Origin of the sequence: Pseudoalteromonas sp. S3260, from assembly GCF_005886925.1 — a bacterium.
In the GTDB taxonomy this organism is placed as follows: Bacteria; Pseudomonadota; Gammaproteobacteria; order Enterobacterales; family Alteromonadaceae; genus Pseudoalteromonas; species Pseudoalteromonas tetraodonis.
Window position 1 is genome coordinate 13,088 of the sequence record NZ_PNCV01000011.1, and the last position, 19,555, is coordinate 32,642.

Annotated in this window: 22 protein-coding genes and 1 pseudogene; 10 read left to right on the forward strand and 13 right to left on the reverse strand. The window is 39.3% G+C overall.

Going from position 1 to position 19,555, the window contains the following annotated elements; translation table 11 throughout:
- The first annotated feature begins 1 nt into the window (after nucleotide 1).
- Complete coding sequence (locus CWC14_RS02315) at nucleotides 2–535, forward strand: lipocalin family protein (RefSeq protein WP_036983590.1); 534 nt, start codon at nucleotides 2–4, stop codon at nucleotides 533–535.
- Between the two features lie 205 nt (nucleotides 536–740).
- Here the strand turns inward: CWC14_RS02315 and CWC14_RS02320 are convergent, their stop codons facing one another.
- The 4 genes from CWC14_RS02320 to CWC14_RS02335 all read right to left on the reverse strand — a co-directional run bounded on the left by CWC14_RS02320 (nucleotide 741) and on the right by CWC14_RS02335 (nucleotide 4,468).
- Nucleotides 741–1,082, reverse strand: a complete 342-nt coding sequence (locus CWC14_RS02320; RefSeq protein ID WP_138561041.1) for a DUF3325 domain-containing protein — start codon at nucleotides 1,080–1,082, stop codon at nucleotides 741–743.
- On the reverse strand, nucleotides 1,079–2,668 hold the full coding sequence (locus tag CWC14_RS02325) for a PepSY-associated TM helix domain-containing protein (protein WP_138561043.1): 1,590 nt from the start codon (nucleotides 2,666–2,668) through the stop codon (nucleotides 1,079–1,081). Before CWC14_RS02325 ends, CWC14_RS02320 begins: the two co-directional genes overlap by 4 nt.
- Complete coding sequence (locus CWC14_RS02330; protein WP_138561045.1) at nucleotides 2,665–3,009, reverse strand: hypothetical protein; 345 nt, start codon at nucleotides 3,007–3,009, stop codon at nucleotides 2,665–2,667. The genes CWC14_RS02325 and CWC14_RS02330 overlap by 4 nt, the downstream gene beginning before the upstream one ends.
- A gap of 889 nt (nucleotides 3,010–3,898) precedes the next feature.
- Nucleotides 3,899–4,468 (reverse strand): short-chain dehydrogenase, encoded by a 570-nt coding sequence (locus CWC14_RS02335; protein WP_138561047.1) that lies wholly within the window; start codon nucleotides 4,466–4,468, stop codon nucleotides 3,899–3,901.
- A 173-nt stretch (nucleotides 4,469–4,641) separates the two neighbouring features.
- Between CWC14_RS02335 and arfB the strand changes: the two genes are divergently transcribed.
- Nucleotides 4,642–5,055, forward strand: a complete 414-nt coding sequence (gene arfB / locus CWC14_RS02340; RefSeq protein ID WP_028834645.1) for an alternative ribosome rescue aminoacyl-tRNA hydrolase ArfB — start codon at nucleotides 4,642–4,644, stop codon at nucleotides 5,053–5,055.
- Between the two features lie 119 nt (nucleotides 5,056–5,174).
- On the opposite strand, the gene CWC14_RS02345 is transcribed toward arfB, so the two are convergent.
- The 7 genes from CWC14_RS02345 to CWC14_RS02370 form a co-directional block, all read right to left on the reverse strand.
- Nucleotides 5,175–6,224, reverse strand: coding sequence for a DUF2955 domain-containing protein (locus tag CWC14_RS02345; RefSeq protein WP_138561049.1), 1,050 nt, complete (start codon nucleotides 6,222–6,224; stop codon nucleotides 5,175–5,177).
- An 11-nt stretch (nucleotides 6,225–6,235) separates the two neighbouring features.
- A complete protein-coding gene (locus CWC14_RS02350; RefSeq protein WP_036983582.1) occupies nucleotides 6,236–7,300 on the reverse strand; it encodes an HlyD family secretion protein in 1,065 nt (354 codons plus the stop codon).
- 2 nt (nucleotides 7,301–7,302) lie between these two features.
- Nucleotides 7,303–7,779 carry a MarR family winged helix-turn-helix transcriptional regulator gene (locus CWC14_RS02355; protein WP_138561051.1) on the reverse strand — a complete coding sequence of 159 codons (477 nt, stop codon included), beginning with the start codon at nucleotides 7,777–7,779 and terminating at the stop codon, nucleotides 7,303–7,305.
- A 291-nt stretch (nucleotides 7,780–8,070) separates the two neighbouring features.
- On the reverse strand, nucleotides 8,071–8,370 hold the full coding sequence (locus tag CWC14_RS19605; protein ID WP_249928674.1) for a hypothetical protein: 300 nt from the start codon (nucleotides 8,368–8,370) through the stop codon (nucleotides 8,071–8,073).
- Nucleotides 8,336–8,509: a hypothetical protein gene (locus tag CWC14_RS19610; RefSeq protein ID WP_249928675.1), complete on the reverse strand. Its 174-nt coding sequence runs from the start codon at nucleotides 8,507–8,509 to the stop codon at nucleotides 8,336–8,338. The genes CWC14_RS19605 and CWC14_RS19610 overlap by 35 nt, the downstream gene beginning before the upstream one ends.
- 343 nt (nucleotides 8,510–8,852) lie before the next feature.
- Nucleotides 8,853–9,749 (reverse strand): spermidine synthase, encoded by an 897-nt coding sequence (locus tag CWC14_RS02365; RefSeq protein WP_138561053.1) that lies wholly within the window; start codon nucleotides 9,747–9,749, stop codon nucleotides 8,853–8,855.
- Nucleotides 9,742–10,362, reverse strand: coding sequence for a fused MFS/spermidine synthase (locus CWC14_RS02370; RefSeq protein WP_138561055.1), 621 nt, complete (start codon nucleotides 10,360–10,362; stop codon nucleotides 9,742–9,744). The genes CWC14_RS02365 and CWC14_RS02370 overlap by 8 nt, the downstream gene beginning before the upstream one ends.
- Nucleotides 10,363–10,522: 160 nt before the next feature.
- Between CWC14_RS02370 and CWC14_RS02375 the strand changes: the two are divergent.
- Both CWC14_RS02375 and CWC14_RS02380 read left to right on the forward strand, forming a co-directional pair.
- Nucleotides 10,523–11,062, forward strand: a pseudogene (locus CWC14_RS02375) (TonB-dependent receptor plug domain-containing protein); the annotation flags it as partial.
- 225 nt (nucleotides 11,063–11,287) lie between these two features.
- On the forward strand, nucleotides 11,288–11,896 hold the full coding sequence (locus tag CWC14_RS02380) for a hypothetical protein (RefSeq protein WP_138561057.1): 609 nt from the start codon (nucleotides 11,288–11,290) through the stop codon (nucleotides 11,894–11,896).
- A 291-nt stretch (nucleotides 11,897–12,187) separates the two neighbouring features.
- Here the strand turns inward: CWC14_RS02380 and CWC14_RS02385 are convergent, their stop codons facing one another.
- Entirely contained in the window at nucleotides 12,188–14,269 is a 2,082-nt protein-coding gene (locus CWC14_RS02385; protein ID WP_036983575.1) for a TonB-dependent hemoglobin/transferrin/lactoferrin family receptor, read from the reverse strand.
- A 137-nt stretch (nucleotides 14,270–14,406) separates the two neighbouring features.
- On the opposite strand from CWC14_RS02385, the gene CWC14_RS02390 reads away from it, so the two are divergent.
- From CWC14_RS02390 to azu, 6 genes are all read left to right on the forward strand, one after another.
- The gene (locus CWC14_RS02390) at nucleotides 14,407–15,216 is read left to right on the forward strand and encodes a heme/hemin ABC transporter substrate-binding protein (RefSeq protein WP_138561059.1); all 810 of its coding nucleotides are present in this window, start codon (nucleotides 14,407–14,409) and stop codon (nucleotides 15,214–15,216) included.
- Nucleotides 15,213–16,265, forward strand: a complete 1,053-nt coding sequence (locus tag CWC14_RS02395; RefSeq protein WP_024602445.1) for a FecCD family ABC transporter permease — start codon at nucleotides 15,213–15,215, stop codon at nucleotides 16,263–16,265. Before CWC14_RS02390 ends, CWC14_RS02395 begins: the two co-directional genes overlap by 4 nt.
- Nucleotides 16,262–17,050 (forward strand): heme ABC transporter ATP-binding protein, encoded by a 789-nt coding sequence (locus tag CWC14_RS02400; RefSeq protein WP_051498254.1) that lies wholly within the window; start codon nucleotides 16,262–16,264, stop codon nucleotides 17,048–17,050. The genes CWC14_RS02395 and CWC14_RS02400 overlap by 4 nt, the downstream gene beginning before the upstream one ends.
- Nucleotides 17,047–17,790 (forward strand): HugZ family pyridoxamine 5'-phosphate oxidase, encoded by a 744-nt coding sequence (locus tag CWC14_RS02405; protein WP_036983572.1) that lies wholly within the window; start codon nucleotides 17,047–17,049, stop codon nucleotides 17,788–17,790. Before CWC14_RS02400 ends, CWC14_RS02405 begins: the two co-directional genes overlap by 4 nt.
- A complete protein-coding gene (locus tag CWC14_RS02410; protein WP_249928676.1) occupies nucleotides 17,787–17,960 on the forward strand; it encodes a cupredoxin domain-containing protein in 174 nt (57 codons plus the stop codon). Before CWC14_RS02405 ends, CWC14_RS02410 begins: the two co-directional genes overlap by 4 nt.
- A 197-nt stretch (nucleotides 17,961–18,157) precedes the next feature.
- Complete coding sequence (gene azu, locus CWC14_RS02415; RefSeq protein ID WP_349654501.1) at nucleotides 18,158–18,502, forward strand: azurin; 345 nt, start codon at nucleotides 18,158–18,160, stop codon at nucleotides 18,500–18,502.
- A 39-nt stretch (nucleotides 18,503–18,541) separates the two neighbouring features.
- On the opposite strand, the gene CWC14_RS02420 is transcribed toward azu, so the two are convergent.
- On the reverse strand, nucleotides 18,542–19,522 hold the full coding sequence (locus CWC14_RS02420; RefSeq protein WP_249928677.1) for a ChaN family lipoprotein: 981 nt from the start codon (nucleotides 19,520–19,522) through the stop codon (nucleotides 18,542–18,544).
- Nucleotides 19,523–19,555 lie beyond the last annotated feature (33 nt).

The window sequence follows — 19,555 nt, forward strand, 5'->3', positions numbered from 1 at the left end:
CATGAAACTCGCTTTTAAAACCGCATTATTTATTACCACCGTGTTTTTACTCAGTGCCTGTACCAGCGCACCCGAAGGAATAACCCCTGTTAAAAACTTTGATTTAGAGAAATACCAAGGCAAGTGGTATGAAATAGCACGATTAGACCACTCTTTTGAACAAGGAATGGAGCAAGTAACAGCCACTTATTCAATTAACGATGATGGAACGGTAAAGGTATTAAACAAAGGGTTTATTAGTAAAGAACAAAAATGGGACGAAGCTGAAGGCTTAGCTAAATTTGTAGAAAACGCCGATACAGGGCATTTTAAAGTGTCATTTTTTGGCCCGTTTTATGGTGCCTATATTATTTTTGAGCTCGACCAACCTGATTATCAATATGCGTTTATTACCAGTTACAGCAAAGATTACTTATGGTTTTTATCGCGAACACCTACTGTGAGTAAAGAGCTCAAGCAGCACTTTTTAAACCAAGTAAAAGCGCTTGGTTTTGCAACAGATGAGATTATTTGGGTAAATCAAAAATCGCTGTAAAGGGGGTTTACATGCCCCTAGGTTGTAATAAAACGTTCACCTTACTGTAAGGTAAACTAAATAAAGAGGGGCTATATTAGCCCCACTTGCAAAAGGAAAGGCAAGTACAAGACATAATGACAATCCCCCTTTTTAATTGGCAAGCTTTCGCTTGCCATTTTTTTACCTCAATTTAGCCTATTTTTTGGGATCAGGTTTTTACTAACTAAAGCCCATTTAAACCAAAAAATAACGTACTCATGGCCAATATTACTAATATGAGTAAGTTAAAAAGTTTAGTTAACCTCACCAAAAAGCTATAAAAAGTCATTACAATTAAAGCACTTAACGTCATATAGCCACAAAACTGCAAACCACCATAACCTTGTAATTCGTTAACACATAACAGCAAACTTAGTAAAATACTGATCCAAGCAACACTCAATAAAATTAAACGCTGCTGATCAGTCGGGCGCTTGTTAAAAACATCCTTAAAATGATTAAACTTAGCCAGTGCAAAGCAGTTAAAAGCCACCAAACATAAACTAAAAGGGAGCAATGCAATCATACTTTTTGCTCCTGAGTGTTTATCGGACTAGATTTTTTAGCTTGCAGTGCAGTACGTAATTTTTCGGTTTGTAACAAAAACAGCAAACCAAACAGTAAAAAGAGACTATCAAACATAAATAAAGCCCACTGTTCATTACGTAAATAACTGATTATATTCCCTTGTGTTGTTAGCGCATTAACCACTGGCACACTAAAACAAGCAATGCTGTTTATGGCAGCCATAACACACCACTGCAACTTGTCACGCTTTACAAAAGCGATAATAAGTACACACAGCCAAGTTAAAAAGAAGGCAAGTATCTCTTTATCCGCGCGCTCCATTGCGCGTGTACTGATTAATCGGTTTGCTAAAAAGAACGCAGACGTTGCCAAGGGTAACCCCATTAAAGTTCCTAAATTAAGCGCTTCGACGAGTTTTAAACCCCATGATGGCTGGGCATTTTTTTTCATTCGCTCCCGAATGCGCTTTGCCCACATAATACAGCCCGTGGCTATCATTATGCAGCCAGCAATGCCGCCTAAAAAGTATAAAACACGTAATAATGGCTCTGCTAAACGCCCAGTGTGCATTGAATTTAGTGACTCATACAGCGCTTTACTGCCGGTGAGTTCATCATCAGTTTGAGCAACAGGCTCACCACTCGCTCCACTAAATATCAAACGCGGTGCTTGATCCCTTAATGTTTTTCCAGGACTGACCAAAACCATAATAGTCGCAGCGGCCTTATTCGGCTTATTTATAATCACCCGAGTTATATCAGCCTCTGGCCACTTAGTATAAACCTGATCCAAAACAGTATTGATAGGCACTAACGGCGCAGTGCCTTGCAACGACTCTGTTGCAGGACTACTTGGCGAAACATCATTAAAAAAGCCTCGTATTCCATCCTCATAAACGGTTTGCGCGGGGTAGGGGAAAATCATAAATATCAGGGTAATAATGCCCGTATAAGTAATCATTAAATGAAACGGTAAGGCAAATACCGAACTTAAATTATGCACATCTAACCAGCTACGGCTGCCTTTATTAGCTCTAAAAACAAACATATCTTTAAAAATACGTTTGTGAATAACTATGCCAGATATCAACGCAATGAGCATAAATAAACTAGCAAAACAGACAATCCAACGCGCCGTTTTTACATCGATATAATGCAAATCAAAATGCAGGCGATAAAAGAAATTCCCCCCACGGGTATCTACAAAGGGTGCTAAAGGCTGAATATTATTTGGATCTAAACGGGTATTTTCGAACTGCGCTCTGCGCTGTCCAGGCTCTTTTGGTTTTGCATAACCAAACGTTAAATAAGGTATACGCTCCTCAGGAAGCGTTATACGCCAATTAGGCGCATTAGGTGCTTGCGCATTTAAATACTCAACACCCGACACGATTTGTTGTTTTTGCGCGCCAATACGATCTGCCTGCTGCTCAATATTATGGACACTTGGCTGATTCCATAAGCTCACTTCATCTCTAAAAAAGCTAATAGTGCCTGCAAAAAATATTAAATACAGTAACCAACACACGAGCAAACCCACCCATGTATGTAACCACGTCATTGAACGAAAAAAACTCCCTTTCATAACCATCCCTTCAATAGCGACAACACGACAAGTTGCGCTGCAATACTTAGTAAAATACTGATCCAAACAGTTTTTAATGAATGAATATAAAAGCTATAAATAAACACTAGGGCATAAATTAAAATACTCGCAGACACACTAAGCAAAACCGCGTCAACTTTAGGCACAGGCACTAATGTACTTAATAGCGACACACTAACGGCTGTAAAAAAATACCCGCCAACAATGGCAATAAAAAAACGCGATAAAACCGCTAATTCATAGCTAAAGCGTTGCATAAATTGCCATAACATAGAAAAAACGGGTTTGGGAAAGTCTAAAAGACGGTTGGAGGCCTGCATAAACTGCAAATTCCTTTTAAACATAGCTAAAAAAAGATGGTGATATTATAACGCCAACAAATACAAAAGATAGTAGTTCTTATTTGCATTTGAATAAAATAGGCTCTTTTAATACTGTTAGTTAAATAGTGATCTGAAATAAGGCACCTGAACAAACAGCTATAACCGCTGCAAACGGCTATATAGCGATGCTTTAGTCCCATTATTTGCTATTAACATACGTGCCCTTTGGGATTACTACTATTTTAGCTTTATAATACTAAAGCCTAACCACCTAATTTATAATAACTTTATTTAAAAAACCGAAAGGATCACGATTTTACTAACTACTTTTCAAAATCGTTAAAATAAACCGATTTTTTACTAACTCAACCGTATACAAATTAAAAAAAGGCTACAAAACAAACAAAAATAAGCTAGCTGAAAGCAAATATACCGTCATTTACTACTTAAGTTGATAAATGGCTGATCCGTATCAAACAACAACGAGTCAGTAACAACTAACTTAAATACCAATTGTGTTAAGTTACTGACCATTTATAGCGACAAATAAATGGAGTGATAACAAGGCGTAAATTTTGACATGTGGTTGTTCTACTTGAAAAAATTATAACGCAGTTAGCGCTTTATTTAGCTCGCTAGAATGGTTAAATATTTAAGTCGATTGGTATAACTTCAGCGTCAAACAAAACGTAGCCTTAGCGTTAGTAAAATTAAGGTTTATTTATTACTTTTTATTTTTTAGCGTTAGCGAAATAACGCCTTAATCATAGCCGTAAAGGGGGTTTACAGCATTAAAACTGAGGCCATTGTTTAAACTTAAAATACATGAGACTGGGAAAGTAAGTATAAAAAAGGTGGCCAATGCCACCTCTATAAACAATAACTTTTACAACATTGAAAACAGCTTTTTAAGTTGTGGCATGTATTCGCTCACAAGTGCTAGGTTATTTTCACTGACTACAGGCTCTGCCGATTGAGCTGCGCTTGATGCATTGCCAAACGACCCCATTAATGAACTAACACCTTTGTCTTTACTGCTTTGCATACTTTGTAAGCCCCCCATTAATTTATTGGCGGTTTCTTTATGTTCATCTGATAAACCTGATTTCAGGTTTTCAATGTAAGCCATTGAAACTTCTGATCCTACAGCAATTAATTGTTCAGGCGTAAAACCATATTGGCTAGTTACGTTGGCAAAGCTTTTATATAAGTCTTGCTGTTTGATCATGCTAAGTGCGCTGTTGGCTAACGAGCTTTGCTCAGTGACCGTTTGATCTGCCGATGCGCCCAGCATACTCGCTAAATCTAAGCCTTCTAACGACGCTTGATTGCTTGCCCAACTTGTAACCGCAGGCAATGCCTTAATATAGCTTTGTAATTGACCTTCGTTAATGTCTTGTGCAAAGCTTGAGAAGCTCATCGCTAACAAGCCGATTGATAACAGTAATTTTTTCATTAAGCATTTCCTAATAGTAAAGTAGCGTTAATTAAAAACTAATTAACGGCTATTGCCAATACAAAGCGTAAATTTATAAATTATTATTAACTCAGTTGTGAGTTTAAGTTGATTCACCACAACGCAATGTACTGATGTTATAATACATTTTTTTGCAAAAAGAGCGGGGCACTATGTTAACTATTTCAAATACCGTAACCATAGATGAATGGGAAGTAGAGCTCAGCGCTATTCGCTCGCAAGGTGCAGGCGGGCAAAATGTTAATAAAGTAGCCAGTGCTATACATTTACGCTTTGATATTAATCGCTCTAAATTACCTGACTTTTATAAAGAACGATTACTTGCTTTAAAAGATTCAAGGATCACCAAAGAAGGGGTATTGGTTATTAAAGCGCAAAGCCATCGCACCCAAGAGCTCAACAGGGAAGATGCATTAAAACGGCTAAAAGATTTAATTTTAAGCGCCACTAAGGTTAATAAAGCACGCCGTGCCACTAAACCTAGCCGTAACTCACAGCGTAAACGCATGGATAAAAAAACCAAACACGGCCAAACTAAAGCCCTACGCGGTAATATCAAGCTATAACTTAAGTAATCTGAACTCTGGATAATAAATCTATCTCAAGCAGCTATTTCCAGCGCTAACTGCGTTGAATTTACTTGCAATAGGCTAGTATAAAAAAGGCTGCGAATGCAGCCTTTAATTTAATCATAAGTATGATGGCGGGTGACGCTAAATCGGTTGAGGATTCGATGCACTACATACACTGCGCTTAAGCTTACCGTAACCGCAACGGCCACCGAGCTAAATCGATACAAAGCACTGTATATTAAATCTTGCCCTGGGCCTAACGACTGACCAAATAAAATGCCAAACGTGGTTAATACCCCAAACCCAACACCCGGTGGACCACCACCTAAAATATGAAAACGACTGAATATAAAAGACAAAATCCATAATATAGCCACCGGAAAAAGCAAAACGTCGGTATGATTATACAAAAACAACTGCGAAACCAAAGCAGCATTACAGCCTATCAGTGTACCAATAATACGTTGCCAACTTGCGGTGCCCGCTGCCTTAAAACACAACGAAAATAAAATTAAAATAGACGCCGCTTGCGCCGAAATTGAATCTTGTAAATCAAGTACCTGAAAAACTACGAATGATAAAGTCGCAACGCTAGCGCATAGCAACACCTCGTGACGAATACTTTCTTTGTCCTTGTGTGGCACAGCGCGCATGGGCCGCGCTGTCACATCAGGAAACAAACCATGCATCAAGAGCGCAATAATAATAGTAATAAAAATAGCCATACCATTACTTAAAATAAGCGGGTAAATGCTGCTTGCTTGATCAACATGGCTGGCAAAGTGCAACTGAATCGATAAGCTCACCGCACCTAACGCACCAAATAAAAACGCGCCGCCACTACTCATTAAATAAAATAACACGCAAAAACTAGCAAAAGTAATGAGCGTCATTAACACCGGTAAGTGTGAAAATAAGCCCTGCAAAACAAGCACAATAAACGCACTGTAGGCAGCACTGGCAACAAATTGACGGATCACACCTTTGTTAATACTTGGCACTAAACCCAGTAATAACATAGGGTAAACTGTAAAAAATATTCCATTTGGCCAATTCATTAACTTACATAAAGTAAAACCAATAGTGCAACCACCGGCAATCCGCAGCGCTTGGCGTAAGCCATTTGAATCGAGTTGTGGCGCTTGGCTAACATGTTGTGTCATTACTCGCCCCACTAATAAATGTAATGTAACCAACTAATAAAGCGGATCTGTACTGACCCCAACCATTGACCTATTGCCGATTGTGGGAGTAACTGCACGGTGGCACGCGCACCACTGGGCATATTATTTATAAGCTGAGTGTTATTTGGTAGCACTAAATGAATACGCTGGCGCTGAGCGTCACGAACCCAGCGGTTGCTGGTTTCGGTGGTGCTAAGTAATCCATTCGCACTAAGTTGCCCGTCACTGACACCGGCCTCAAAAGTTTCAATTTTAGCGTCGAATACTTCACCAGGTCGGCTATCAAACACTACTTTTGCTAAACTCCCAGGCTGCATATTTAATAGTGACTTTTCACGAAAATCAGCCACTAAATCTGCTTTTTTTGCCACAATAGCAAGTAATGGCTTACCCGCAACCGCATAGGAACCCTCAAGTAACTGTAAATTAGCCACTACACCATCGCTTAAAGCACGCACTTGTGTATAGGATAAGTTAAGCTCGGCTTGCGCTAACTGATTGGCCGCATGGCGCAGCGCTAAATTATTTTGCCCCGAGTCGCCACGCGCTAAAACAGCTTCAGCAAGCTGTGCTTCAAAGGCAGCTAAATTAGATTGACTTGCTGCAAAGTTAGCACGAATGCTTTCAAGCTCTTGCTCCGAAATAGAGTTTTGTTTATAAAGTGTTTCGCCACGCTTTTTTAATAGCTGCTGCTCATGCAATTTAGCGTTAGCTGCACTTATTTGTGCCTCAAGCGCTTTTACATTGGTATCAAGGCGTTTATTTTGAAGTTTGGCATCGTCAAGGGCAAGCTGTGCTTGTTCAAGTGCCAGCTGATAGGTGTTTTTATCTATCTCAAATAATACATCACCCGCTTTAACCGCTTGGTTATTACTGACCAAAACATCGGTAACACGGCCATTTATTTGCGGTGATATTTGCACAACCGGATGATAAACCCGTGCCTGTGGCGTAACCGGCAACCATACATCGGCAACAATATAATAAAAAAAGACAACAATAAAACCAACAAGCGAAACTTTAACGTAGCGGGCAAATTTTTGATCAGGTGTCATACTTATTTATCTCCAGATAAGCTTGCAATACAACGCCGCGCGTTTTCTTCCATTTGCACTAAACTGTGCGCCATACCATCAAGTTGCTCAGTACTTAAATCGGCATATAAACGCTGTTTAATATCGCTTGTTAGCTCTTTTAAATGTTCTAATAACTTTATACCCTCATCAGTAAAGTACAATTTTTTACTACGTTTATCGTGTTCATCAACTTGTCGAATAACCAGATTTTGCTGCTCTAATTGCTTAATGGTGCGCGTTAATGAGGGCATTTCAATACCTAAACTAGTCGCCAGCGCTTGCTGCGTTGCTCCTAAGGGTAAATGATGTAAGTGGATCATTGCCGTCCAGCGTGACTGAGTTAAACCTAGCGGCTCAACCGCCAGTGTCACCGCTTCTCGACATAAGCGGTGCACTCGGCCCATATTGCCGCATAAGGTTAAATCGAGTGTTTCATGAAAAGGAATAGTGCTACTCATAGGAACTCTTACTTGTGAATATACGGCAAATTTTAGCATTAGTTAGCAGGCTAAGTAAATATTTGGCATTTTAACTTCACGTAAATAACCTGAACTTTGGTTAAGAGATTTACTAACGTATTGAATCAAAATTGATATTTATGTTTATTTTCTCTAGCCAGAGATTTCCAGTGAAAACAAGGCGAAATTACGCGTCAATAGCTCGCCTATTGCAAGTAAATTCAACGTAGTTAGCGCTGTAAATAGCTGCTTGAGATAGATTTATTATCCAGAGTTCAGGTTAAATAAGTATTATTTTGATAAATAGTGCGCAGCAAGCTTTTCTAAGAAAGTATAAAGCTTATTGTTCATTTTACTATAGTCATGACTTAAGAGCTTTTCGGGCTGTTCAACAAAGCGGTAATTATGGGCATTGGTTAAATCATCGTTGGCAATGAGGAGGGTAACCACCTCGGTGGTCAATTCCATGTAGCATTGAAAACCAAAGACTAAATCGCTATAAGCGACTATTTGCCTTGGACAACCTTCGCTATTGCAATAATACTGGCTGTAGTAGTCAGCCTGGCATATCGTTATGCCAATGCCCCACATTAAGCTCACTGCCAAAATGGCTAAATAACGGATGATTCAAACCTGCATCAGTGAGGGTAATCGCAAACTTACTAATTTCCTTTTCTGGACTAGGTTGATAAGCCGCGCCTAACGCTTCACCAATTAATTGCGACCCCAAACAAACACCCAACTCTATTTTGTTTGCCGTGATCATGCTGGCAATAAAGGCTTGTTCTTTTTTGCTATCAAAATAGGCGCATTCTGCAAGCTATATAGCGGGCGATTGTGGCCCACCCATTACAATTAAAAAGTCTATATCATCAGCATGTTGTGGTAAGTGTTCAGCTAAATAAATACGGTTTAAGACAGCGTATGACCATTCATTTTAGCCCAAGCTTCATAAGCGCCTGGCGCTTCAAAATGTTCATGAATAATAAAGTGAATGTGCATTATCGCTTCCTTAAAATATTATCTTTTTAATAAGTAATGGCCACCGGATATAAGTGACCATGTAATAGCAATCAAAAATTAAGTAAATTAGCTGGAGAGTATTGATCTGTCAGCACCTTAGTACCACTTGGCCAATCTTTACCATCTTTAGTGAAAAACATACGCTGGCTAATTGCCTTTATATCTACGTCATAAGGAGCAAGTAACGGAGCTAGCTGCGTCACCCGCTGTGCTATTTGTTGCTCTGTAGGGATATTGCTATAACCAGCCAAAATAATACGATTACTGTTATTATTGGCTGTTACATTAATAAAATCGCCAAATACCGCATGATAGGTTGCCGACTCATGTTCATAGAGTTTACTTGATGAAAACGTGTTAGCAGCAACAATTCCGCCTTCGGCTAATACGCTTTTTATCTCTTCAAAAAACTCTTTTGTGAGTAAGTGCTCAGGAATGTAGTCGCCATTAAACGCATCCAAAATAATCCAATCAAACTGCTGTTTTTTAAGCGCCGCACGTTTAATAAAAATACGCCCATCTTGCACTTTAGCAGTTACGTTATCGGTTTCTATAAAGTTAAAATAATCGCGCGCCACTTTAATTACCGCAGGGTCTATTTCAACATTTTCAATGTGTGCCTTTGGGTATAGCTCATGAATCATATTAGAAAGCGTACCGCCACCTAAACCAATAATGAGCACTTTTTTAGGGTTATCAATCAGTAACAAACTAGAAAAAGCCAGCTTAGTGTAGTTAAACACGAGTTTTTTAGGGTCGCTAATGTACATGCAACTTTGGCTGCTTTGTCGGGTTTTTTCATCAAACTTTAAACAGCGTAAATCGCCAGTTTCTTCAACAAGTAGATTTCGATACAAGGAGCGCTCTTTATGCACAACATTAGCTGCACTGTATGATGAAAACAGTAGCACCGTAATACAAACAAACAGGGATTTAAACTTAAGCATAAACGGCCTCTCGTACTTTAAGTTTGTCAAAGGTAATGGCAATTAGCCCAAGCGTGCCTAATACACCAGCAAAACCTAAAATAATCGCGTTAACATCAAACGCCAATACCATATAAAAAGAGGTTATAATGGTGCCCAGTGCGCTGCCTAAGGTACTTACAAAATAAAGGCCACCTGCCACTTGGCCGCTGCGCTCACTGTTTGTAACCAGCAAACGTACGGAGTAGGGCGAGATCATGCCTAAAATAATGGTGGGTATAAAAAATAACGCGGTTGAGGCGAGTAACGAGCCATAGCGACTGTCTTCAATATGCGAAAAAATAAATGCCATAATTGGCTCAGCAAACAATGCAATAGGCACCACCATAATACTGGCAACTAAAAAGATTAACCCATATTTGGTCAACGAAGGATGACGAATAGACAGCTTACCCCCCAGTAAATACCCAAATGATAAGCTAAGCATAAATACAGTAATAATACTGCCCCAGATATGTACACTACTGCCAAAGTAAGGCGCTAAAATGCGCCCACCTAATAGCTCTATTCCCATAATACTAAAGCCACTACTAAACGCTAAAAAGTAAATTAATGCATTTGTTTTTGTTAACATTATATTGTTCTTATTGTGTTATTTTTATCCATCTTAACGTGATAGCTGCATAGTCGCTAGTGTAAAAATTAGACGCATACATAGAGCGCAAAAAACATTTTGTTATAAAGTAACAAATGCTGTAGTTTGAGTTATAATATAACATTACTAAAAGCATTTTATGAAGTACTTATTAATTTACTTAGCCTGCTTAAGTGCAAGCGCACAAAGCATTGCCCAAAGTCAACCAATAGAGAAAATTGCGGTTACATATAAACAAGCTTACCGAGGCAATATTCCTCAAAAGCAAATGCCACAATCAATCGAAACCCTCGATAACGCGGTACTTGATCAAAAAGGAATAACTCAATTACAAGATGCGCTGGATTTTTCTGCCAGTATTTCACGTAAAAATAACAGTGGCGCGTTATGGGATAGCTTTTCGATTCGTGGATTATCGGGTAACGAAAACATGCCATCGGGTTACTTAATTAATGGTTTTAGCGGTGGACGCGGATTCAGCGGCCCTCGTGATGTATCAAACATTGAGTACATTGAAGTATTAAAAGGTCTAGGCTCCGCACTTTATGGCCGCTCAGAGCCCGGCGGTACAGTTAATATCGTGACCAAAAAACCTCAATTTGAGCAACAGGGTGAGCTAAAACTTAGCTTAGGTAGTGATAATTTTAACCGCGTTGAAGTTGACTATACAACCAGCATTTTTAACGTCTAGTTATTTATAGTTTTTCATCCAAAGTGTCTTAATGTAGTGGTTAAGGCGCTTTTTTTTGGATAATAAGTAGCTGCTTACCATCTTTAAAGATACTTTTACTCTTTTAGGTAGCTATCTTGTTTATAACATTTTAGGTACGCTGCATTTTAAATTATGTTATAAATATTACACTAAAAATACAGCGACTCCGGTTAGATTAAAGGACAAAAATCAATGGATAAAAGCAGCAATAATGTCTCGTTAATTATCTTTCTTATTACGGCATGTTTATTGTTACCCTTTCTGGAGAGTATGCATGGTGGAGCGCTTTGGGGTTTAAATTGGCACTCTCCACGGCTTATGGATACATTAAGCCATAATTTACTTTATATAAAATTGGTGTTGGTAATTACAGGTTTAATATTACTGCTCGCCAAATCTGAAAAAATTAAAAGCATAATTAAAAATAAAATCGCTCAGTGGTTGTTCTTTATCATTCTTACATTAGTCGGTGTAATTCAAATTCCTTTTTTGTGTTTAGGGATTTTATTCAATGGTTCTTCATTATCAACCCCTGATTATATTCATAAACAAAGCACGTTTACTGATCGTACTATTTATATTTACACCGCAGACCCTGGCGCGATGGGGAAAGCCTACCATTATGTGTATTTAAATTGCCCGCTAGCATTTGGCCGTTATGAGCTAAAACAAATTGCTAAACTCAATTGGATGCGCGAATACACTTTTTACATTGAAAAGAATAACCTAATAGTAATTAATAAAGATCCTGCTGGTTTAACGCATACTTTCGATATGAGTGACGTAACCTGTTCGAGCTAATACCTCCTTTTTATAATTAGCTTAGGTTTCTGGTGTTGAATACGCATGCCTTAAGTGCCTTTAGTAAACCAATATTGATTTAAGCGCACTCTTTTGAAAATGTATGAATAGTGTTATTGAAAGATATGAGCAGTACAAAGATCACGGGGCGTAAACCCCCTTTACACTATGGCGCAATACGCAGTGTTTTTGGTGCTTTATATACCAATCAGCTTAGACATAGAAAAATTCAATCCGTTAAATTATTCAGATATTTATGCTGATTGGTATATACACAACTTTTAATATTAATTAAAACTGATAGCTTATCCGAGCCGAAACATTACGTCCTGGTTGGCTATATTGGCTAAAATCAGTGCCTTTGGATTGACCAGCAATAAGTTCAAACGGTACGTACTCTTTATCGAGTAGGTTAAGTAAACCTACATTCATTTGCCATGCTTGCCACTGATAATTTGCATATAAATCAACAACACCATAACCGTTACCTTGTGTTGTTTTATTACCATTAGTATCAAGTACTACATCAGACTGCGCCTTAGCTAAACGCCAAGCAGCGGTCCAATTAACATTGCCAAACTCAGTGCTTACCAATATAGAACCATTTAACGGGCTAATACTAGTGAGTGGCTGGTCAGAGTCTTTGTTTTCACCATCTACGTAAGCAACATTGGCCTCTAATAAAATATCGTCGGTAACATACATAGCAATACCAGCTTCTACACCGCTGATCTGGGTTTCGCTAATATTTTGGTATTGGTAAAATGTTTTATTTACATTAGGAATATAAGTTGGTTCAACACCCGCAATTGCCGTTTCGATAAAGTCATCATAGGCAGCATAAAAAGTACTTAGATTTACACTAATATCGCTACTTGCGTATCTTAATCCGATCTCAAATGAGTCACTGCTTTCAGGGTCTAAATCTGCGTTTGGTAATATTTGATAAAATGGCTCAACACCATGGCTTTGATAGGCTTGGTCGTGTGGCGGTATTTTAAAGCCTCGAACATATTGCCCATACCAAGATAAATTATCGTCTACCTGATAAATCACACCCAGCTTTGGTGAAAATGCAGATTCGGTAATATCATCAAGCTCGGTGTCAGCGTATAGCGCATCTTTTTTAGCTTCAAGTGCATAATAATCGTAACGAATACCCGCAACTAACGACCAATCAGTCTCATTAAATTTAATACTGTCTTGCATATATACACCAACTAAAGAAGTATCGGCGCCAGGAAATGCTTTTTGTTTTTCATTCGTAAAATCAACAGTACCATCATTTAATACACGGGTTTTTAAGCGTGGTCGTGTTGTATCATATAAATCAATATCGATTCCATAAACAAATTCATGCTTGGTATTTTCTCCTTTAATTTCCTTATTAAATACCGCTTTTAGGCCTAAAATATCTTGCTCAAACCCGTAGTCATTATAATCAATGTAATTTCTAGCCGCGCTTATTTGGTCACTTTGTTGCTCGTAACGACTATAGGATAGTTGCCCATACCATTTATCAAATATGGCTGTTGCCATATTTGAATCATAATCGAGTGCAAATGAGATATTTGTATCTTCGTCTTCGGTTTCTTGAATGGATGGAGTGATTACTTGCTCTGTCGTTTGGTTAAAGTAATCTAAGGTGTACTTAAGGGTTCGTTTTTCATCAAATTTTTGCTCAACTTTAAGTAGTAAAGCGTCCGAGCGGGCATCGTAACCTGGTAAATTTTCAACGTAATTTTGTACTTCTTCACTATCGCGATGGCTATAAACAGCGCTAATAGCAAAGTCACCTAAATCTTTTGCTGCTGTAATATCAGCAGCAACCTGATTGCTTTGGCCTTGGTAGCCTAACGCTACTTTTACCAAGCTTTGTTGATCCACTAAATAATCACTTGGATCTTTAGTTGTTATTACTACAATTCCCCCTAGTGCATCAGAACCATATAGCGATGATGCCGCCCCTTTTGCAACTTCAACTTGTTTAACACCCGCAACATCAAAGTAGTTTCGACCCACTAAATAACCGCCGCCGCCAGCGTAGCCATCGTTTGTGCGTCTTCCATCTTTAATAAAAACAACTCTATTGCCACCAACACCCCGTACAGTTAATGTTTGCGCGCCTGCGCCACTGCCAGTACTTGAGATACTTGGATCATATTTAAACATCGTTTGTAAATCTACAGCGAGTTGACGCTCAATATCTTGTTCGGTAATCACCGTTACTGAGCCAGTTACATCTTCTAGCTTTTGTTCAAAGCGAGAACCACTAACCACAATATGATCGTCAATAATATTTTCGGCCAGTGCGCTACCAGAGCTAATTAACAAAGAGGCTAATGCTGTAAATTTAAAAGAAAAGGGATTCATCTCCACTCCAAATGATAATAGTTATTATTTACTTTTAAATGTTACAACTAACCCAAAATAAGATCAATTAATTATGATAATCATTTTCATTTAGATTAAAGTGGTTATAATACTAAAAAATAAAATCGGAGTTTGTTATGAAGTACCTAATTTTTTTTCTGGCTTTAGCCACTCAATCAGCACTCGCTAAAGAGCGTGTGATCAGTGCTGGCGGCACATTAACTGAAATAATCTACGCACTAGATAAACAAAATAGTTTAGTAGCGGTTGACCAATCGAGTATGTATCCGCAACAAGCAACACAATTGCCACAGGTAGGCTACTATCGAGATCTAGCTGCTGAGGGAGTGCTTTCAATGCGTCCAACTACGTTACTTGCACTTGAAGGTGCAGGAAGAGAGCAGGCGCTCAAGCAAATAGAAGCGACCGGAGTGAAGGTTATTCACTATAAAAAACCGACTTCTGTAAATGAACTACTTGAACTAATTAAGCACCTTGGTAGTGATTTAGATGCAAACCTAAAAGCTAAAAACCTAATTACTAAAATAAAAAAATCATTACCTAATAAAGTAAAAACACAGAGCCACAACGCTTTGTTTTTACTTTCAGCTAATGAGCGTGGGCTCGTCGCAGCAGGACAAGAAACGGTGCCCAACTTACTGTTTAACTATGCGGGCATTACCAATATAGCTGCTACGCATACAGGCTTTAAAGCAATTAACAGTGAAGTACTGGCTGTAAATCAGCCCGATTTTTTAGTAGCGCCAGCGCATGTTGTGCAAAGCCTTGGTGGTAAACAAGCCTTTTGTAAACAGCCTACACTTCGCTTATTAAAAGCAGCGCAAGAGTGTCAATTACTGGTCATGGACAGCTTACTTTCACTGGGCATATCGCCGCGTATTGCTACTGCGATTCAAGCATTGCATGAGTATAAAACACGCTTATGAGCACGTTAACTTTGAATCGTTTTAACGCCATAACACTGAGTAATCCGCATAAGTGGATGCTATTAAGTTATGGCTGCATTTTTGCTTTAGCATTACTTAGCATAGGCTATGGAGCGGCAGGGTGGGATTGGCGTTTAGCGATTGCATGGCTAGCTCCTGAACATTTTAGTCAATTTGATGCGCTACAAATCAATGTGGTTACACAAATACGCCTGCCTCGTTTTGTCCTTGCAGTGATGGTGGGTTTAGTACTTGCACAAACAGGAGCTGCAACTCAAGCGCTGTGTCGTAACCCGCTTGCTGATCCTTCTATTATTGGTATAAGCGCAGGCGCTGCAATGGTCGCGGTTGCTTTTATTGCCCTTAGTGCACAATTTAATTTTAACGCCCAACACTACTTACCTTATGCCTCATTTTTGGGCGCACTCTCAGTAACGTCGCTGGTATATTTAGTCTCAAAACAACAAAAACAAATTAATATAAATACACTTATATTAGTCGGTGTCGCCATTAATGCATTGGCATTCGCTGTTATTGGATTATTAAGTTTTTATGCCGATGACAGCGCACTGCGGTTAATTAACTATTGGACCATGGGCTCATTAGGCGGTGCAAGCTGGGATAATATAAAACAGGCGAGTCCTTTGCTATTACTGAGTCTTATCGGGCTATGGCGATTAAAAGAGCCAATGAATCTACTTCTTATCGGTGAATCACAAGCCCAATACTTAGGAGTGGATACCAGCAAGCTTAAATTATACGTCATTATATTAGTTGCATTGGGCGTAGGTGCGGTGGTTGCGCTAACAGGTTTAATTGGCTTTGTTGGTTTAGTTGTCCCTCACATCGCACGCCTCATGGTTGGCCCACACTTACGGAATATGCTGCCACTTTGTATGCTTTTAGGTGTCATAGTGTTGCTACTTTCAGATTGGTTAGCACGCTTGGTTGTTATGCCTGCGGAGCTGCCGATAGGCATTATAACGGCGTTACTTGGGGCTCCTCTGTTTATATATTTGATCATTAAAAATAAGCGAGATTGGTCATGATCACGTTTAACAACCTCAATATAGGCTTTAACACGCATCGTGTTTTAGAGGATATTAGCGGCAATATCCAAGCAGGACAACTTGTCGCTCTGATAGGCGAAAATGGTGCAGGTAAATCAACCTTACTGCATACTTTGGCAGGCATGCATCCCTTTGAGGGAGATATACTATTTAATACCAAGCCTTTGCATTCATTTTCTAAAGAGCAATTAGCTAGCAAGCGCGCTGTAATGATGCAAAGTAACCATGTTGGCTTTGATTTTAGTGTATTTGAACTCATTGCTATGGGTCGCTATCCCTATACAGAGTCTCTTAAAACACAAGCCAATAAAGTTCAAAAATATGCCTCACTTATGGATTTAACCCATTACCTAACACGTCGAATGAGTGCGCTTTCGGGCGGCGAACAACAGCGTGTTCATATGGCGCGCACATTAGCCCAGTTAGATGCTTTTACTGCGCAAACTGAGCCTAAATTAATGTTACTCGATGAGCCAACATCAGCGCTAGATATGCGTCATCAACATACCTTACTTAGCTGTGTTAGAACCTTTGTAGAGCAAGGAAACAGCGCCATTATTGCTATACACGATCTTAATTTAGCAAGCCTTTATGCAACCAACGCTATCTTATTACACAACCAAAAAGTGCTGCAAAGCGGGTCTATAAATACCGTTTTAACAGCACAAAACTTACAACAAATGTACGCCATGAAATTGCACGTTAACCCTCATCCTTATAACGATGCGCCCATGGTTTTTTCTCAACGTCAGGAGTTTTCATGAGAGAACAAGCATTAAACGACGCACGCACGCTCGTTTTTAAAACCCATGCCGGCGTAATGTCGACCATTTCAAATAATTTACGCGGCTATCCGTTTGGCTCTGTTACACCTTATATGTGTGACGAACAAGGCCGCATCTACTTTTTTATTAGTGACATAGCTCAGCACACCAAAAATTTAAAACAGGACTCACGCATGAGTCTGACTATTTTTGATGCCGCCGATTATGGCGATCAAAACGAACATGGGCGAGTAACACTCGTAGGTGATGGCTCTATTGTGGCAAAAGAGCAAAGCGAAGTGCTACTTGATAAATATATAGCTTTGTACCCTGAGGCTGCAAGCTATCGCAATGCGCATGATTTTCAGCTTTGGCAATTAGATGTAGTGCGGGTGCGTTATATTGGCGGTTTTGGAAAAATATTTTGGCTTGAGCAAAACGAGTGGCAAGCTCAGCCTAAAAAGTGGGATGAAAGCCAGCAGCAAAGCATGATCACTCATATGAATGAAGATCATCAAGATGCTATGTCGCTGATATTAATGCAGCTCTATAACGTAGCCGATAACACTCCAATAATGAGCGGCCTACTACCCACAGGCTTTTATATACAAAGCCACAAGCGTAATTACTTTATTAATTTTGCGAACGAGTGCGATAGCCCATTAGCCGTGCGAAAAGCACTTGTAGCCCTAACAAATCAAGCACGAAACAGCTCAAACCAACTAGCGGAGACAGTATGAAAAAATTAATAGCCTTACTCAGCACTACACTGCTACTGAGTGCCAATACTGCATATGCAGACGAATGCACACTAAATATAGATGCAAACGATATGATGCAGTTTTCAACTAAAACACTAAGCGCCCCTAAAAACTGTAAGCAAGTGACTGTTAAACTTAGGGCGTGTTGAACTTTGCGGATTGTAATTTGTTCAATCTAGGGGCGATTAAATCGCGGCGCTTGATTTGTAACCTAGTGGGCTAAGTAAAAATCGAGCAACAATGAGTTTATCGCCCCTAGGCAGAACCCGAAGGGCAGCGCATGTTTGGTATTTATGCTGCGTTATCGCCTATTTATGTGGAATAACCACACTTCATAGGCTCTGTCTTGCCTAAAAACCAAACACACTGCTGCAAATTCAACCATCAAAGATCAACACGCCCTTGCCACACCGGTAAATTACCTGCTAATGTAATGGGCCATAACTGGGTGCTATCTACTGAGCAAAACATGCAAGGTATTATCACAGATGGCAACGCTGCAGGGCTTAGCAACCACTACATAAAGCCTAATGATAGTCGCGTGATTGGTGCTACAGACATTATTGGCGGCGGTAAAAAAACCGAAGTTACTTTTAAAACCAGCGGCTTAACCGCCGGAACCGATTACACTTTCTTTTGCTCTTTTCCTGGCCATTACGCCATGATGAAAGGCACATTTACGCTTAAGTAAATATTAAAAAGTGTATTACACAAACACAGTGCCAACCTATTATTGGCACTGTGTTTTCTCCCCTCGTTTAGCTAACGCTTTAAATGCAGCTTGTTGATGTGCTTTTTGCACATAGCGAGCAGGCAAAGCGTTAACTTCTAATTGATAACCACTTTGCTCAGATTGTACTTTTGATACTGGCGATATCCATACAATATTAAGCTCTGGGGCAATTCGCTTAATTACCCGCGCTATGCCTTCACCATTTCTCACATGAAAGTCACCGGCTAAATGTATAACCTGCGTGCCCTTATTTTGACTAATATAGTTAACGATAGACTCAGCCATGGTTTCGTCCCAAGTAACTTGCGCGGCGTAAAGTTTTTCGTTTTTACTCGCCGTTCCATGGTGCATGGATTGCATAAAGCGTTCTTTATAAAGGCTTGGAGAAGTATCTATCTCTTTTGCAATAAAACTACGCTGTTGTGGGTCGAGTTTATTAATATAATTAATACCTTGGCGGCCAATACAGGTAACAATATGCTTAGGCGCATTTGCAGCTATTACATCGCTATTTTGTATCTTCGCCAATTCCACTAACGCACGATAATCGCTCTTATAATTAGGCCAAGCCTTAGTATTATCAATTAGGTATTGTTCACCTATTTTACTCTCAAGATAAAGGTTTAGTGTTTGCTGATCAGCGCGACTAAATTGCTCAAGCGATAAGGCAATAGGCTTATTTTTTGTGCTTAATTGCTGAAACAGCTCAGCCTGAAATAAGTGCACACCGGGGTGTGTATGCCATTCACCGACTAAAACAACATCGGCATTCAAAAGCGTGGACTCTGACAATATTGAATTAACTCGCTGACCCTTTGCATTATAAAGCCCATAATTATACAAGGATGAATTTTGAGATACTGATACTGTGTTTATACTGCAGCCTGATAATCCACTGAGTAAAACAAGTGCTAAAAATGGGTTTTTCATATCGGTTTTTATAAAAATAAGAATCAAAACAATGAAGTTAGTATACACAACAAACTGCTTCAAGCCCACAAACGCAAATAA